The organism is Streptomyces sp. NPDC051913, assembly GCF_044593635.1.
Lineage (GTDB): Bacteria > Actinomycetota > Actinomycetes > Streptomycetales > Streptomycetaceae > Streptomyces.
Genome location: NZ_JBIUCI010000012.1, coordinates 150,007 through 164,291 on the forward strand (window position 1 = coordinate 150,007; position 14,285 = coordinate 164,291).

Genomic DNA, 14,285 nt, shown 5'->3' on the forward strand with positions numbered 1-14,285 from the left:
ACGGCACCGAAAGCCGGAGGGGAACAGCACTCATGGGCATCACCGCACACCCACAGCGCAGGACCGTCGTCACCGGAGGCCTGGCGGCCACCGCCGCCCTGCTGACCGGCTGTTCGTCGGCCGCGGGCACCCCGCAGGTCACCCAGGTCGGAGCCGCGGGCGCGACCGCGACCCCCTCCGCCTCGGCGAGCACGGGTCCCTCCACTCCCGCGGGAGCTTTCACGCGGCTCATGGAGGGCAACCGGCGCTGGGTGAAGGGCGCGCTGCTCCACCCCGACCAGGACCCTCGCCGGCGCGAGGCCGTCGCCGAGGAGCAGAAGCCGTACGCCGTCGTCCTGTCCTGCATCGACTCGCGGGTGCCGCCGGAGCTCGTGTTCGACACCGGCATCGGCGACCTGTTCGTCATACGCACCGGCGGCCAAGTGGTCGCGCCGGTCGTCACCGGCTCCGTCGAGTACGGCCCCGTCACGGCGGGCACCCCGCTGATCGTGGTCCTGGGCCACCAGCGCTGCGGCGCGATCAAGGCGGCGTACAAGGCGCTGCACGACCGGACGACCCTGCCCGGCAACCTCCAGGCGATCGCCGACTCCCTCCGCACCGCCTACGCGGCGACGCTCAAGCAGAAGACCGACGACCCCGTCGACACCATGATCCGCGTCCACGCCCGGCAGACCGCCGCGGCCCTGCGCAGCAACACCTCCCTCGCCCCGCTGGCGAAGCAGGGCGGCCTGGCCGTGGTCAGCGCCTACTACTCACTGGACACGGGCCGGGTCGACGTCCTGAACGGGGCGCCCGCGACGGGACGGTGACGGGGCTGGGGATCGTCCTGATGGCAGGGGAAGAGGCAGTCGCTCCTAGAGGCCCTCGTCCAGCGCGCGCCCCATCCTGAGGACCGCCTCGCGCAGAACGGCGGGCGGCGTCGCGAAGTTGAGGCGTACGTGCCCCTCGCCGCCGGAGCCGAAGACGTGCCCCGAGCTGAGCGCGACCCGGGCCCTGTCGAGGAAGAACTTCGCGGGCCCGGCCAGGTCGCTGACCACGCCGGGCCCGTCGCCGCCCCGGTCGGCGTGCAGCCCGAGCCGAGTGCAGTCCAGCCACGCCAGATACGTCCCCTCGGGGCGATGACATCGCACGCCGGGAAGGTGTCGCTCGGCGAGGCGGCCGAGCAGGGTCCGGTTGGCGTCGAGCCCGAGCAGCAGGTCGTCCAGCCAGTCACCGCCCTCGCGGAAGGCCGCGGTGTGGGCGATGACGCCGAGATGACTCGGCCCGTGGCCGACTTCCTCGGGCAGCAGCCTCAGTTCGTCGGCGGCCTCGGGGCCCGCGACGGCCAGGGCCGCCTTCAGGCCCGCCAGGTTCCACGCCTTGGAGGCGGAGGCCAGCACGAACGCGTTCTCGGCACCGGCCACACCGAGGAACGGAGTGAACGTGGCGCCGGGCAGCACCAGGGGCGCGTGGATCTCGTCGGAGACGACCCGTACGCCGTGCCGACGGGCGAGGCCGGCGACGGCCTCCAACTCCGCGCGGGTGTGGACGACACCGGTGGGATTGTGCGGGTTGCACAGCAGGAACACCGCGCGTCGCCGCCCCTTGCCCCGGGCCCGCACGAAGGCGTCCTCCAGCGCGTCCAGGTCGATCCGCAGATCGGCACCGAGGCGCGCCTCGACGACCTGACGGGCGTCGTGCGAGACGAACGCGTAGAAGGGCGGGTACACCGGCGAACACACCACGACCGCATCGCCCGGATCGGTCAGCAGCCGCAGCACCTCGACGATCCCCAGCATCACGTCCGGCACGATCGCGGTCCGTTCCACCCGCAACCCGTCCCACCCCCACCGCTCCGCGGCGAACGCGGCGAGAGCCTCGGCGTACGCGGCCCCGTGCGGGTAGCCGGTGTCGCCCAGCTCGATCGCCGACCGCAGCGCCTCGACGACCGCGGGGGCGAGCGGCACGTCCATCTCGGCGACCCAGAGCGGAAGCACGTCCTCGGGGTGCGTGCGCCACTTCATGCTGGTCCGCTGCCGCAGCTGCTCCAGCGTGAGGTGGGTGAGCGGGTCCGTCCGTCGCAGCTCCGTGCTGTCGGGGGCCTGATCCACGGGTCCGGGTTCGGGTCCGGTCATTCTGCGCTCCCAGGGAGGGGACGGGCGGGGCTGCCCGGCACCATCGAGCCGGCCGGGGCACCGGGCGGGTACTGCTGTGCACCACCGAGCCAGCCGGGACGACCGAAGTCAAGCGTTGTCGCAGCCAGGGGGCGGCGCGGTGTGTCGGCGCGGACCGCTAGGCTCCGGCCCATGAGTGAGGCAGACAGACGCGCCGAACGACGCGTCGTCGACGGGCGCTTCGAACTTGAGGCCCGTCTCGGTGGCGGTGGGATGGGCACGGTCTGGCGCGCCAGGGACCTGGTGCTGCACAGGCTGGTGGCGGTCAAGGAGGTCCGCCCGCCCGACCGCGACCTCGCCGAGTACGACCCCGAGGGCGCGCGGCTGCTGCGCGAGCGGGTGCTGCGCGAGGCAAGGGCGCTGGCCCGGATCGACCACCCGAACGTCGTGACCATCCACCACATCGTCGACGGCGGCGAGGGCACGTACCCCTGGCTGGTCATGGAACTGGTCAGCGGCGGCTCCCTGGCCGACCGCCTCGCCCAGGGCCCGATGCCACCGGCCGAGGCGGCACGCATCGGCCGCGGGGTGCTGGCCGCGCTGACCGCCGCGCACGACGCCGGTATCCAACACCGGGACGTCAAGCCCGCCAACGTGCTGCTGCGACCGGACGGTCGCCCGGTCCTCACCGACTTCGGCATCGCGGCGATCCGCGAATCGACCACCCTCACCGCCACCGGCTCCATCATCGGCACGGCCGACTTCATGGCCCCCGAGCGCATCACGGGCCAGGAAGGCGGCGCCGCCTCCGACCTGTGGTCACTGGCGATGATGCTGTACACCGCCGTGGAGGCCCGACACCCGCTGCGCCGAGGCACCACCCTGGCCACCCTCGCCGCGGTCCTCCACGAGGACGTACCACCGCCCGCGCGGGCCGGTGCCCTGGGCGACATCCTGATGCGCGTGCTGGTACGGGACCCGGCGGCACGACCGTCCGCGGCCGAACTGGACCGCGCACTGGCCGAGATCGAGTCCCGGCCGACGAGTCCGGTGGCGGTCAGGGACGAGGCGACGTCGTACCCGCTCACCCCGCCGCACGCATCCCCGTCGACCTCGACGGGCTTCGGACCGCCGCCGGTCCTGCCCGGCCCACCGGTGCAGATATCACCCCAGCCGCCGACAGCACCGGTGACGACGACCCGCGGACGCGGCACCGGCACGGCGGCCGTGAGGGCGGTCTCCGCCGTCGCCGTCGTGGGCGCGGTGGGCCTGGCGTGGTGGCTGCTGCCCCTGGACGACAACGACAAGACGGGCGGCAACCTGGGCGCCGGCCCTTCGACGTCCACGTCTACGTCGTCCACTCCCAAGCCGACGGGGTCGCGGACGACTTCCGCTCCGTCGAGTCAGGAGTCGGAGGGGGCCGACGAGTCGGACGGGGGCGTCGCCAGTGGCTCGATGCTGACACCGGCCAACATCCGCATCGCCATCAAGGCGTTGAAGGAGAAGACGGGGCGGGACAGGTTCGGGGACTTCACGGTCTACGACGACTATGTGTCGGCCCAGGTGATGGTGAAGGGCAGCGACACCAAGTACGACTCCTACTCGTACTATCCGGACAGGGGTGTGGTGGAGGGGATCATCAAGAACTCCTTGTCCGGTGGCCACCAGCCGTTCACCCTCGACGGCTATGCATGGGACAAGGTCCCCGCGCTGCTGAAGGAGGCGGACAAGAAGCTGAACGTCCCCGATCCGAAACTGCGTTACGTGATCGCGGAGTCGGCGAACACCATCTTCGACGAGCCGGCCTCGATGTCCGTGTATCTGTCCGACGACTACGGGTCCGGCTACCTGCAGACGACCCCTCAGGGCAAGGTGACGGACGTCTACCCGGCCGAGAAGTGACGAGGTCCGCTCAGACCGCGAAGTCGGCCCGGTGCTCCTCCGCCCATGCCGCGAAGGCCCGGGCCGGACGACCGGTGATCTTCTCTACCGTCGAGGTGATCTCGGGCCGGGTGCCGACCGTTGCCGCGAAGGACTTCAGCATCGCCCGCACCATGTGCCGCGGCATGTGCGGGAAGAGCGTGGCTTCCGCCTCCTCCACGGGAGTCTCGACGTAGGTCAGCTCCCGCCCGAGCTCCCGCCCGATGGTGGCGATCTGTTCCGCGTTGGTCATCGCCTCGGGCCCGGTGAGCCGGTGGACGACACCCTCGTGGCCGGGGTCGAGCAGAGCGCGCTCGGCCACGGCGGCGATGTCGTCCTCGTGGATCGGCGCGGAGGCGGCGCCCGCGAAGGGACCGTGCACGGCGTCGCCGCGTCGGATCTGCGGCGCCCACTGGAAGGCGTTGGTGGCGAAGGCGTTGGGGCGCAGGAAGGTCCACTCCATGCCGCTGTCCCGGACGAGTTGCTCGACCCGCGCGTGCCGGATGTGGATCGGGTGGGTCTCGTCAGCGCCGTCCTGGATGATGCCCGAGGAGAGCATGACGACGTGTCGTACGCCGGCGGCGCGGGCCGTGTCGAGGACGGCGCCCGCGCCGTCGCCGGTGGCCTGCACATGGAGGAACAGCTTCGAAGCTCGCTCGAACAGCCCGACCGACTCAAGGCGCGTCACTTCGACGCCCGGCGGAAGCGCGGCGCCTTCCGGATCACGGCTCACCGCCCGCACGGACTGCCCTGCGGCGGCAAGCCGCTCGACCAGAGCACGGCCGACGTTGCCGGTGGCACCGGTGACGACGATCAAGGGAAGTCCTCCTGTTTGCAAGGGCGTTGGGTGTCGGGCTGATCATTCCTGGCTGTTCGGACCCTAGGAGGAGGGGGCTGCCGCCGCATCGGCGAAGGGGACCAACTGAGCCTCGGTCCACGTACCTACGACCTTGCCCGTTGGAGGTCGAGCACGAGGAGACGGCTCAGGGTCCCTGCTTCCACCTCGACCTGTCGGGGCTTCAGCGGAACTCTCACTGTCAGTGCGGGCGGCTATGGTGCGACCGCCATTGATCGGGCTGGACCTGGGGAGGGTCTGTGGGAGCCAAGACGGGACTTCTCGTGTACGCCGACGGTGAGGTGCCCGGCCTGCTGCGTCAGGTGGGGGCGGCGGATCCGGCGCGGACGTCCGACATGATGCGACGCCTTTGTCCCGGTGGGGAGTTCGAGCCCTGCGAGGACCTGCACGCGATGCACAGCGTCGTCGACTGGCTGGCCTTCGCGGTCTGGGAGGACGGCCGCCTGCTGCGCTCGCTGAGTCTGTCCCCGGACAGCGGAATCATCGAGAACATCGGCGACCCACTGGCCTTCGAGCGCCCCTACTGGGCGGGCGAGGACGAGAAGCCGTACCCGCTCCCCTTCCATTTCCATCCCCTGGAGCTCGGCGAAGAGGCCCTGCGGGCACTTTGCGGGTTCGTCCTGGAGGGGCGCACCGAACCCGGCGACATCGACGCGAGCGCCGTCGTGTTGCACGGCTTCCGGGTACGGGCCCCGCAGGCCCCTGACGCCGTACGAAGCTGATGGATCGGCGACATGAGCAGAACGGCCTGCGCTGGATTGCGGACGTCTACGACGTCAGTTTCACCCTCACACTCAGCGAGGGCCTCTCGCCGCACGAACTGCTGTGCAGCGTAGGAGCCGAGGAACCGCACATCGTCCCGCTGACTCGCTCCGCTGCGTACGAGTTGCTGGTCAGGGACCAGGACGCCCACATCAGCGACCTCGACTTCCTGGACTGGGAAGACGAAGCGGCGGTCACCCGTCTGACGAGCGGAGGCTTTCTTCCCGATCCGCCCGGCACCGTCGTCCGAGCGGGTGCGGTGCCGGGGTGGGCGTACGCGCTGGAGGAGTTCCAGTGCCACACGGGGAGTCGTCTGGCCGCGCTGTCCCGGCGGGGGAGGGCGTTCACCGTCCACCGCAACGCCAAGGGCTTCAGCCGTGTCGACTACGCCCTGGAAGGGGAACCGGTGACCTCCTTCGAGCCCGGCCTGCCGCACCTCACGAACGGCGCCCCGGCGGAAGTGGCGCTCGGCTTCGTCCCGCGCGGAGACGAGCTGGGTGACGTCGCGTTCCTACGATTTCTGGAGGACGAGCTGGGCCTCTGGATCCCCTGGGAAGAGACCGAGGCAGAGCTGCCGGCAGCCGCGTTTTCGTGACGGCGGTGAAGACGGAGGCGGAATGGAAGATCCTTGGACGCAGCGGCGATGCGACGGCGGGCCCGAACCGTACGAGGCGGCTACTCCTCGGGCTCCCAGGCGATCAGCTGCTCGAACACCTGCGGGTCGCCCTCGGTCTTCCGTGCCGGCTCCGCCGACCAAGGATGCCGCGGAGGAGGTGCTGGTGCACACCTACGACGCCCAGCTCGCCGCAGGCTGGGCGCGGCGGCAACCGCGCTCCGGAACGCGGCCGACCGCTCGTCGATCAGTGGCAGCAGGGCGGAATACCCACGACTCTCTGTCACATCGCGTGGCTGTCACCCCAGTTCAGCCGACCGCACCCTGTTTCCGGGCCATCAGCTGCGGGAGCCATAAGGGCGGCGGCCCCCCGGCCCCCGCTCACTCCTCCGCGGCACCACCATCCGCCTCCTCGAACAGCAACCGCACAAAGTCAGTGACCGGCCCCACGATGTCGAGCTCCTGATCGAGCACCCACTGCAACTGCAGCCCGTTGAGGACGGCATGGAAGAGCATCGCCGCGCTCTCCGGGCTCAGGCCGCCGCGGAGGCTCGCGCGTGCGGACTCGTCGGCGAAGCCGTCCGCGAACTGGGCGCGGCCCCGTGCGTAGCGTTCGACGAAGTAGCCGTGGGCCGGGTGATCGGGACGTGAGGCAGCCGCGGCGAGTTCGATCCACAGGCGCATCAGCTCGGGCGCCTTCTGGTGGTGTCGGATGAGTTCGCCGAGGTACGGCGGGAGTCGGGACGGACTGTCGACCTGCGCCACGCCGTCCGACCATTCCTCCGAGTCCCGTTGGGCCAGCACCTCGGCGAGGAGTTCGTCCTTGTCGCGGAAGTGGTGGAGGAGGCCTGCGTGGGTGATGCCGACGCGTTCGGCGATGTCGCGCAGGGACGCCTTGGCGTAGCCCCTCTCGGCGAAGCTGTCGCGTGCCGCCCGTACGATCTCGGCGCGGCGGGCCGCCGTCTTGGCGTACGGACCCCGCGCTTTCGCCTCTCCCACAGCGTGCTCACTTTCCCCAGCAAACAGATATCGAATACTTACCATATGGTAAGTATTCATAGGGGGCGTCCTCGTCCGAGAATGCGACGCTCGCCCTGTGGCGCCGTTCGCGACACCCCGACGTACCGCGCGCCGTGGCTCTCAGTCCTCGGCGGCGCCCTCGTACCGTTCCAGAAAGCTCTCCACGAACGCGCGGGCCTCGTCGTGGTGGGCCGTCATGCCCATCGTGTTCTCCATCATCAGGATCCGGCCGAGCGCGTTCGTCAGCATGAGCAGCACGGCCGGAGTCGCCTCGGGCGGCAGGCTCGTGCCCGTCTCCGCGAGGCGGCGGGTGAGCGCCTCCAGTTGTGCCTCCCGGTAGCGCACGGCCCGGTCGGCGAGTTCGGCGCGGATCGCCTTGCGGTGATTGGCCAGCGCCGTGAACTCCGTGGTCAGCGCATTGCCGGGGTGGCTGGTGAGCCGCCACAGGGCGCGCAGCGGCTGGGGTCCGTCCAACTGCCGCGTCACCCGCTCCAGTTCCTCGTCGCCGCGTCGGCGCAACACGGCCAGGAAGAGGTCGTCGAGGGTGCGGAAGTAGTACAGGACCAGCGCGGGCGCCACCTCCGCCTCGCGTGCCACCCGGCGGATGCCCACCGCGGCGTACCCCTCCCTGAGCATCAGCCGCTCGGTGACGTCGAGCAGGACCTGGCGCGTCTTCGAGTTCTCGGTGCCCATGCGGCGAGGAGCGGTCATGCCGCTCATTGTCCTTGACGGCACCTGGAGGTGCTGTTAAACAGTTGTTCAGCGCCAGTGTTAAACACTCGTTCAACTCGCTTCCGCGCGCCGCGCGCCGAGGAACCACCCGTCCCAGGAATCGAGGTCAGTCATGCCCGGACGAGTCGAGGGCAAGGTCGCTTTCATCACCGGAGCCGCCCGCGGCCAGGGCCGCAGCCATGCCGTACGGCTGGCAGAGGAGGGCGCCGACATCATCGCCGTCGACGTGTGCGAGCAACTCGACGGCGTCACGTTCCCCATGTCCACGCCCGAGGACCTGGAGGAGACCGTCAACCAGGTCCAGAAGCTGGGCCGCCGAATCCACGCCGTGCAGGCGGACGTACGCGACCATGACGCCCTCAAGGCGGCCGTGGACGACGGGGTCGGCGAGTTCGGCCGCCTCGACATCGTCGTCGCCAACGCCGGTCTCGGCAGCGGCGGCGCCACGCTCGACGTGATGGACGAGAAGACCTGGCGCGACATGATCGACGTCAACCTGACCGGCGTATGGCTGTCCACCAAGGTGGCGACCCCGCACATCCTGGCCGGCGGCCGGGGCGGCTCGGTGATCCTGACCAGCTCCGTCGGGGGCCTCAAGGGCTACGCCAACATCGGCCACTACATCGCCGCCAAACACGGCGTCGTAGGGCTGATGCGCACGCTGGCCGGGGAGTTGGGGGCACATGGCATACGTGTGAACACCCTGCACCCCACCCAGGTGAACACGCCGATGGTGATGCACGAGGGCACCTACCGGATGTTCCGCCCCGACCTGGAGAACCCGACCGTCGACGACTTCGCGGCCGTCTCCCAGAGCATGCACGTCCTGCCCACCCCCTGGGTGGAGGCGCTGGACATCAGCAACGCCGTGCTCTTCCTCGCCTCCGACGAGGCCCGCTTCATCACCGGCGTGACGCTCCCGATCGATGCCGGCGCCCTGCTCAAGTAGGCCGCACACCAAGGGAGGTGTGTCCGTGACCACCACCGACACCATCTACTGGGACCCCTACGACCCCGCCCTCGCCCGCGACCCCTACCCCCTGTACCGGCGGCTCCGCGAAGAGGCGCCGCTGTACTACAACGACCGGCACGACTTCTACGCCGTCAGCCGCTACGCCGACGTACAACGCGGCCTCGCCGACTGGCAGACCTTCTCCTCCGCCCGCGGCGACATCCTGGAGATCGTCCAGGCGGACATCGAACTCCCGCCGGGCACCCTGATCTTCGAGGACCCGCCGGTCCACGACATCCACCGGCGCCTGCTGGCCCGGGTGTTCACGCCCCGCCGGATCGCCACCCTGGAGCCCCGCGTACGGGACTTCTGCCGGCGCGCGCTCGAACCGGTCACCGGCGCCGAGCGGTTCGACCTCGTCGAGGCCGTCGGCGCCGAGATGCCGATGCGGGTCATCGGCATGCTCCTCGGCATCCCCGAGGCCGACCAACCCGCCATCCGGGACTACACCGACGACACCCTCGGCACCAAGAACGGCGGCAAGATCGACGAGACGGAGATCCTCAGCACCGAGGCGTTCCGTGAGTACATCGACTGGCGCAAGAAGCACCCTTCCGGCGACCTCATGACCGACCTGATGACCGCCGAGTTCGAGGACGAGGACGGCGTCACCCGCACCCTCACCGACGACGAGGTCCTCACCTACTGCACGGTGGTCGCCGGTGCCGGCAACGAGACGACCGGCCGTCTGATCGGCTGGTTCGGCGCGCTCATGGCCCGCTACCCCGCGGCCCGCCGTGAACTGCGGGAGGACTCGTCCCTCATTCCCAACGCCATCGAGGAGATCCTCCGCTTCGAACCGACCGGCCCCTTCACCGCACGCCATGTCACCCGGGACGTCGAGCTGTACGACCGTACCGTCCCGGCCGGCAGCGCCCTCCTGTTCGTCCAGGCCGCCGCCAACCGCGACCCCCGGCGCTTCACCGACCCGGACCGCTTCGACATCCACCGGGTCAGCCAGCACATGAGCTTCGGCGTCGGCGCCCACTACTGCCTGGGCGCGGCACTGGCGCGCCTGGAAGGCACGATCGCGGCCCAGGAACTGCTCCGGCGGTTCCCCGGCTGGGACGTGGACTGGGACCACGCCGAACTGGCGCAGACCTCGACGGTCCGCGGCTGGAGGACGTTGCCGCTGGTCATCGAGGGGGGCCGGTGATGGCCGACGACCACTGGGCCGTGACGGTCGACCGACGCCGGTGCGTCCGCACCGGCCTGTGCGCGGCGAGCGCACCGGAGGAGTTCGAACTCGACGAGACCGGCCAGGGCCGCCCGCGGTCGGCCACGCTCCCGGCCTCCGGCACCGTCCTCGAAGTCGCTGAGTCCTGCCCGATCGAGGCCATCGGCATCACCGAGACGGTCACGGGGGAGCGGGTGTTCCCACCACAGACCTGACGGAGTCCTACCAGGTCGTGTCCGCCCCGGTGGGCATCGATTGGCGCCCGCCGGGCCTCGGGCCGCCATGAGAAGAACCGGGCACACCCATTGTCCTCCGGCCCACCCATTCGTAAGCTTTCCACTTGGAAGGTATTGAAACGTTTCAAACGAGGTGGGCCGTGGACGAGGACAACAGAACCGCCGCACTGAGCCGCCGGCACCTGCTCGGCATCATGACGGCGGCGGCCGCGGGAGGTGCGGGAGTGGCACTCCCGCTCGCCACGGCACCGGACGCCGTCGCGGCGAGCGGTGGCGCGCGCGGCGCGTCGCCGGCGAACCTTCAGGTCAACTCACGGGTCGCCCCGCTGGGCACCGAGACCGCGCCGGCGTTCAGCTGGGTGCCGCCGGTGCCCCGGCAGAGCGCGTACGAGATCCAGGTCGGCAGCGCCCCCGGCAAGGCGGACGTCTGGCACACGGGCAGGGTCACGGGGTCCGGCAGTGTCGAAGTGCCGTACGAGGGGCCGGACCTGCGGTCGCAGCGGGCGTACCACTGGCGGGTGCGGACCTGGGACGAGCAGGGGGTGCGCGGCCCCTGGAGCGAGCCCGCCCGCTGGGAGACCGGTCTGCTGAAGGGGGAGGAGGACTGGGCCGGGGCGCGCTGGATCGGCGGCCGGGTGGCACAGGACCACGACTGGCGGGACCTCACCGCGACCGTGGTCTTCCGCGGCGGAGCCGACCCCACCGGCGGGCTGTCGCTCCTCCTGCGCGCCGAGCCCATCGGCAAGACCTGGGGTGAGGGCCTGAACTGGACCGTCCGCGAGCTCGACGGCGTCCTGCACCTGGTGATGAGGACCAGCCACTACGCCGGCAACACCTCGGTCGACGACGGCACTTCGGAGCCCGACTGGGGCGTGAACCGGTACGACCCCCAGAGCGAGACCAACCCCACCGTCGCGGGCACCCGCGGTGTCCCCGTGGGCACGGTCGTCCTGCCCGCCTCGACCGGGCTGACGAAGGACACCTGGGCCACCCGCGATCACACCGTGGTCGTCGAGGTGCGCGGCCTCACCGTCACCACCACGGTCAACGGCGTCGAGGTCGACACCCGCACCCTCACCGGCGACCAGATCCGCCGCCACGGCAGCTTCGGCTTCGCCGGCGGCACCTCGGCCGTCGTCCGCAGCGTCAGGGTGACCGGCACCGGCGCCCCTGACTTGACCGCCGACCTCACCACCGGCGCCAACCCGTTCGAGAGCGGCATCGCCACCCTCGACGGGCTGACGTTCCCGCCCAAGAACCCCTACATCCCCGCCAAGAACGCCATCCTCCCCATCGCCAACCCGGCACCGGTCCTGCGCCGCGCCTTCGCCCTGCCGCGCGGGCGTCGTATCGCCCAGGCCCGGCTTCACCTCTCCGCCGCCGGAAACGTCACCCTCACCGTCAACGGGGACCCGCTCACGGTCGACGCCAAGCCCGCCACCGGGGGCCGTACCAACGTGCCGCGACTGCTCACCGACCAGAGCACGTACGACCGCACGGTCCTGTACGACACCTTCGACGTCACCCGGCTGCTGAGGGCGGGCCGGGAGAACGTCGTCGCCGCCGAACTGGGGCGCGGCTGGTACGGGGTGACGACCCCTCAGGAGTGGTACTGGCAGCTGGCGCCCTACGCCGGTCAGCCGCGACTGCGGGCGAAGCTCGTGGTGACGTACACGGACGGCTCGGTGACCACACTTGTCACGGACAAGGACTGGCAGGCCGCCGACGGACCCACCACCTTCGACTCGGTGTACTCGGGGGAGAAGTACGACGCCCGCCGTGCCGAGGAGTTGGGGCAGTGGCGCACGACCGGCTACCGCGCCGGGCGCGACTGGGGGGCGGCCACCGTCCTGATTCCGCCGGGGAGTTGCGCGAGCCCGGCGCCGAAGCACCACGGTCCGCTGCCCGCCACGACCGTCCCCGACGGCTTCAAGCCCGCCGCCGTACGCGCCCACGAAGCCGAACCGGTCCTGGTCAGCCACACCTTGCGCCCGGTGTCGATCGCCGAGACGGCGCCCGGCTCCGGCATCTGGGTCCTGGACTACGGCCAGATCCTCACCGGCCTGGTGCGCCTGTCCCTCACCGGAGTCCGCCCCGAAAGGGAGGGCCTCACCCTGCGGATCCGCGGCGGCAACCGGATCTCCACCGGCGACGGAACGACCGCCTCCCCGCTCTCCGTCGAGGAGGAGAACTTCCAGCACGACGCCAACCTCCAGACGCACTACTACACCCTCGGCCGGCGCCCGCGGCAGACCTGGGAGCAGCAGTTCAGCCACTTCGGCTTCCGCTACCTGGAGGTGATGAACCTCGAAGCCGCCCTCGGCCGCGCTCCCGACCCGGACCGTGACCTGGACGTGCTGACCGTCGGCGTGGCCCGTTCCGGCTTCGCCCGCACCGGCACCTTCGGCACCGACAACGCCCTGCTCAACCGCCTTCAGCGCAACCTGGAGTGGGCCGAGCGGAACAACCTCGTGCAGAAGCCCACCGACACCCCGTCCAGGGAGAAGAACGGCTGGACCGGCGACGCCATGGCCAGCTCCGAGTCGCAGTCGCTGACCTGGGACGTCAACGCCCTCCTCACCAACTGGCTGCGCCACTTCCCCGACAACCAGATCTCCACCGGCCAACTCCCCATGATCGTCCCCGTCGCCAAGGGCGGCTACGGCTACGACCGCACCCCCGGCTGGAACGCCGCGTGGAAGGCCGTACCGGCCTGGGACTCGGCGTACTTCGTCATCCCGTGGGAGCTGTACACGTACTACGGCAACAGCAGCCTGTTCGCCGAGCTGTACGACCACCAGGACGCGCTCCTGACCTACTACGAGACGCTGTTCACCCCCGAGAACGACTACACGTTCGAGGCGTCCCTCGGCGCCTACTCCGGCGCGGAGCCCCCCGGCAGCAACGCCGTCATCAGCCTCGCCTTCTACGTCCACTTCTGCGACTACATGGACAAGGTCGGCCGCTTTCTCGGGCGCAGCCAACGCGCCGCGCACTACGCGCAGTTGGCCCGCACCCTGCGCAGGGCGTTCATCGCGAACCACTGGGACGAGGACAAGGGGTACTTCACCCAGGGCAGCATCTCCAGCGAGAACGCCATGGCCATCGCCTTCGACCTGGTCCCCGGCTCCGACCTCGGCCCCGACGACCCCCGCCACCTCGCCGGGACCAGGACGGTCGAGGAGAACACGAAGGCCCTCGCCAAGCTGCTCGCCGACCGGATCGTGGCCGCCGACCAGCATCTGCAGAACGACATGTACGGCTCGCGCTACGAGTTCGTCATCCTCAGCGAACACGGCTACACGGACGTGGCGTTGAAGGCCGTCACCCGGACCGGCGCATCCGGCTACGTGTACCAGATCGCCAAGGGCGCCACCTCGCTGTGGGAACAGTGGACGGACCGGCTCTCGGTCAACCACCACTACCGCTCCAACGTGGCGACCTGGTTCTACCAGAGCCTGGCCGGCATCAGACCGACCTCGACCGCCTACGAGACGCTGCGCGTTCGCCCGTACATCCCTGCCGCGGCGGTCAACAGCAGGGTCCCGAAGGACACCCAGGACATGGACCTCTCGCCCGCGACCCTCGACCATGTCACCGCCTCGATCGACACGGTGCGGGGCACGGTGGCCTCGGAGTGGCGGCGCCGCGCGGACGGCAGGATCGCTCTCACGGTGACCGTCCCGCACAACACCGAGGCCGAGATCTGGGTCCCCACCCAGGACCGCCCCGTCAGCGCGCCCCGGGGCGTCACCCACCTCCGCGACGACACCTCGGGAGGGGCCGCCTACCGGGTCTACCGGGCGCGGGCGGGCTCGTACCGCTTCAACGCCTGACACCCGCGGATCAGGGGCGTCGCCGTGC

12 protein-coding genes are annotated in these 14,285 nt (G+C 70.6%); 8 read left to right on the forward strand and 4 right to left on the reverse strand.

Annotation, left to right across the window (positions count from 1 at the left end; all coding sequences use genetic code 11):
- The first annotated feature begins 32 nt into the window (after nt 1-32).
- Nucleotides 33-809, forward strand: coding sequence for a carbonic anhydrase (locus ACIHIX_RS31955; protein ID WP_399962263.1), 777 nt, complete (start codon nt 33-35; stop codon nt 807-809).
- Nucleotides 810-854: 45 nt separating this feature from the next.
- On the opposite strand, the gene ACIHIX_RS31960 is transcribed toward ACIHIX_RS31955, so the two are convergent.
- Nucleotides 855-2,114, reverse strand: coding sequence for a MalY/PatB family protein (locus ACIHIX_RS31960; RefSeq protein ID WP_399962265.1), 1,260 nt, complete (start codon nt 2,112-2,114; stop codon nt 855-857).
- 171 nt (nt 2,115-2,285) lie between these two features.
- Here ACIHIX_RS31960 and ACIHIX_RS31965 point away from each other — a divergent pair, with 171 nt between their 5' ends.
- The gene (locus ACIHIX_RS31965; protein WP_399962267.1) at nt 2,286-3,995 is read left to right on the forward strand and encodes a serine/threonine-protein kinase; all 1,710 of its coding nucleotides are present in this window, start codon (nt 2,286-2,288) and stop codon (nt 3,993-3,995) included.
- 10 nt (nt 3,996-4,005) lie between these two features.
- On the opposite strand, the gene ACIHIX_RS31970 is transcribed toward ACIHIX_RS31965, so the two are convergent.
- Nucleotides 4,006-4,830, reverse strand: coding sequence for an NAD(P)H-binding protein (locus ACIHIX_RS31970; protein WP_399962269.1), 825 nt, complete (start codon nt 4,828-4,830; stop codon nt 4,006-4,008).
- Between the two features lie 278 nt (nt 4,831-5,108).
- Here ACIHIX_RS31970 and ACIHIX_RS31975 point away from each other — a divergent pair, with 278 nt between their 5' ends.
- Both ACIHIX_RS31975 and ACIHIX_RS31980 read left to right on the forward strand, forming a co-directional pair.
- Complete coding sequence (locus ACIHIX_RS31975) at nt 5,109-5,591, forward strand: DUF6928 family protein (protein WP_399962271.1); 483 nt, start codon at nt 5,109-5,111, stop codon at nt 5,589-5,591.
- Entirely contained in the window at nt 5,591-6,226 is a 636-nt protein-coding gene (locus ACIHIX_RS31980) for a DUF6461 domain-containing protein (protein ID WP_399962273.1), read from the forward strand. The genes ACIHIX_RS31975 and ACIHIX_RS31980 overlap by 1 nt, the downstream gene beginning before the upstream one ends.
- A 399-nt stretch (nt 6,227-6,625) precedes the next feature.
- Here ACIHIX_RS31980 and ACIHIX_RS31985 read toward each other — a convergent pair whose 3' ends face one another.
- Complete coding sequence (locus ACIHIX_RS31985; protein ID WP_399962275.1) at nt 6,626-7,243, reverse strand: TetR/AcrR family transcriptional regulator; 618 nt, start codon at nt 7,241-7,243, stop codon at nt 6,626-6,628.
- A gap of 141 nt (nt 7,244-7,384) precedes the next feature.
- Nucleotides 7,385-7,975: a TetR/AcrR family transcriptional regulator gene (locus ACIHIX_RS31990; RefSeq protein ID WP_399962277.1), complete on the reverse strand. Its 591-nt coding sequence runs from the start codon at nt 7,973-7,975 to the stop codon at nt 7,385-7,387.
- Nucleotides 7,976-8,108: 133 nt separating this feature from the next.
- On the opposite strand from ACIHIX_RS31990, the gene ACIHIX_RS31995 reads away from it, so the two are divergent.
- The 4 genes from ACIHIX_RS31995 (at nt 8,109) to ACIHIX_RS32010 (ending at nt 14,257) form a co-directional block, all read left to right on the forward strand.
- A complete protein-coding gene (locus ACIHIX_RS31995; RefSeq protein ID WP_399962279.1) occupies nt 8,109-8,945 on the forward strand; it encodes a mycofactocin-coupled SDR family oxidoreductase in 837 nt (278 codons plus the stop codon).
- A 25-nt stretch (nt 8,946-8,970) separates the two neighbouring features.
- Nucleotides 8,971-10,164 carry a cytochrome P450 gene (locus ACIHIX_RS32000; protein ID WP_399962281.1) on the forward strand — a complete coding sequence of 398 codons (1,194 nt, stop codon included), beginning with the start codon at nt 8,971-8,973 and terminating at the stop codon, nt 10,162-10,164.
- Entirely contained in the window at nt 10,164-10,400 is a 237-nt protein-coding gene (locus tag ACIHIX_RS32005; protein WP_399962283.1) for a ferredoxin, read from the forward strand. The genes ACIHIX_RS32000 and ACIHIX_RS32005 overlap by 1 nt, the downstream gene beginning before the upstream one ends.
- A gap of 161 nt (nt 10,401-10,561) precedes the next feature.
- On the forward strand, nt 10,562-14,257 hold the full coding sequence (locus ACIHIX_RS32010; protein WP_399962285.1) for a family 78 glycoside hydrolase catalytic domain: 3,696 nt from the start codon (nt 10,562-10,564) through the stop codon (nt 14,255-14,257).
- The last annotated feature ends 28 nt before the right edge of the window (nt 14,258-14,285 follow it).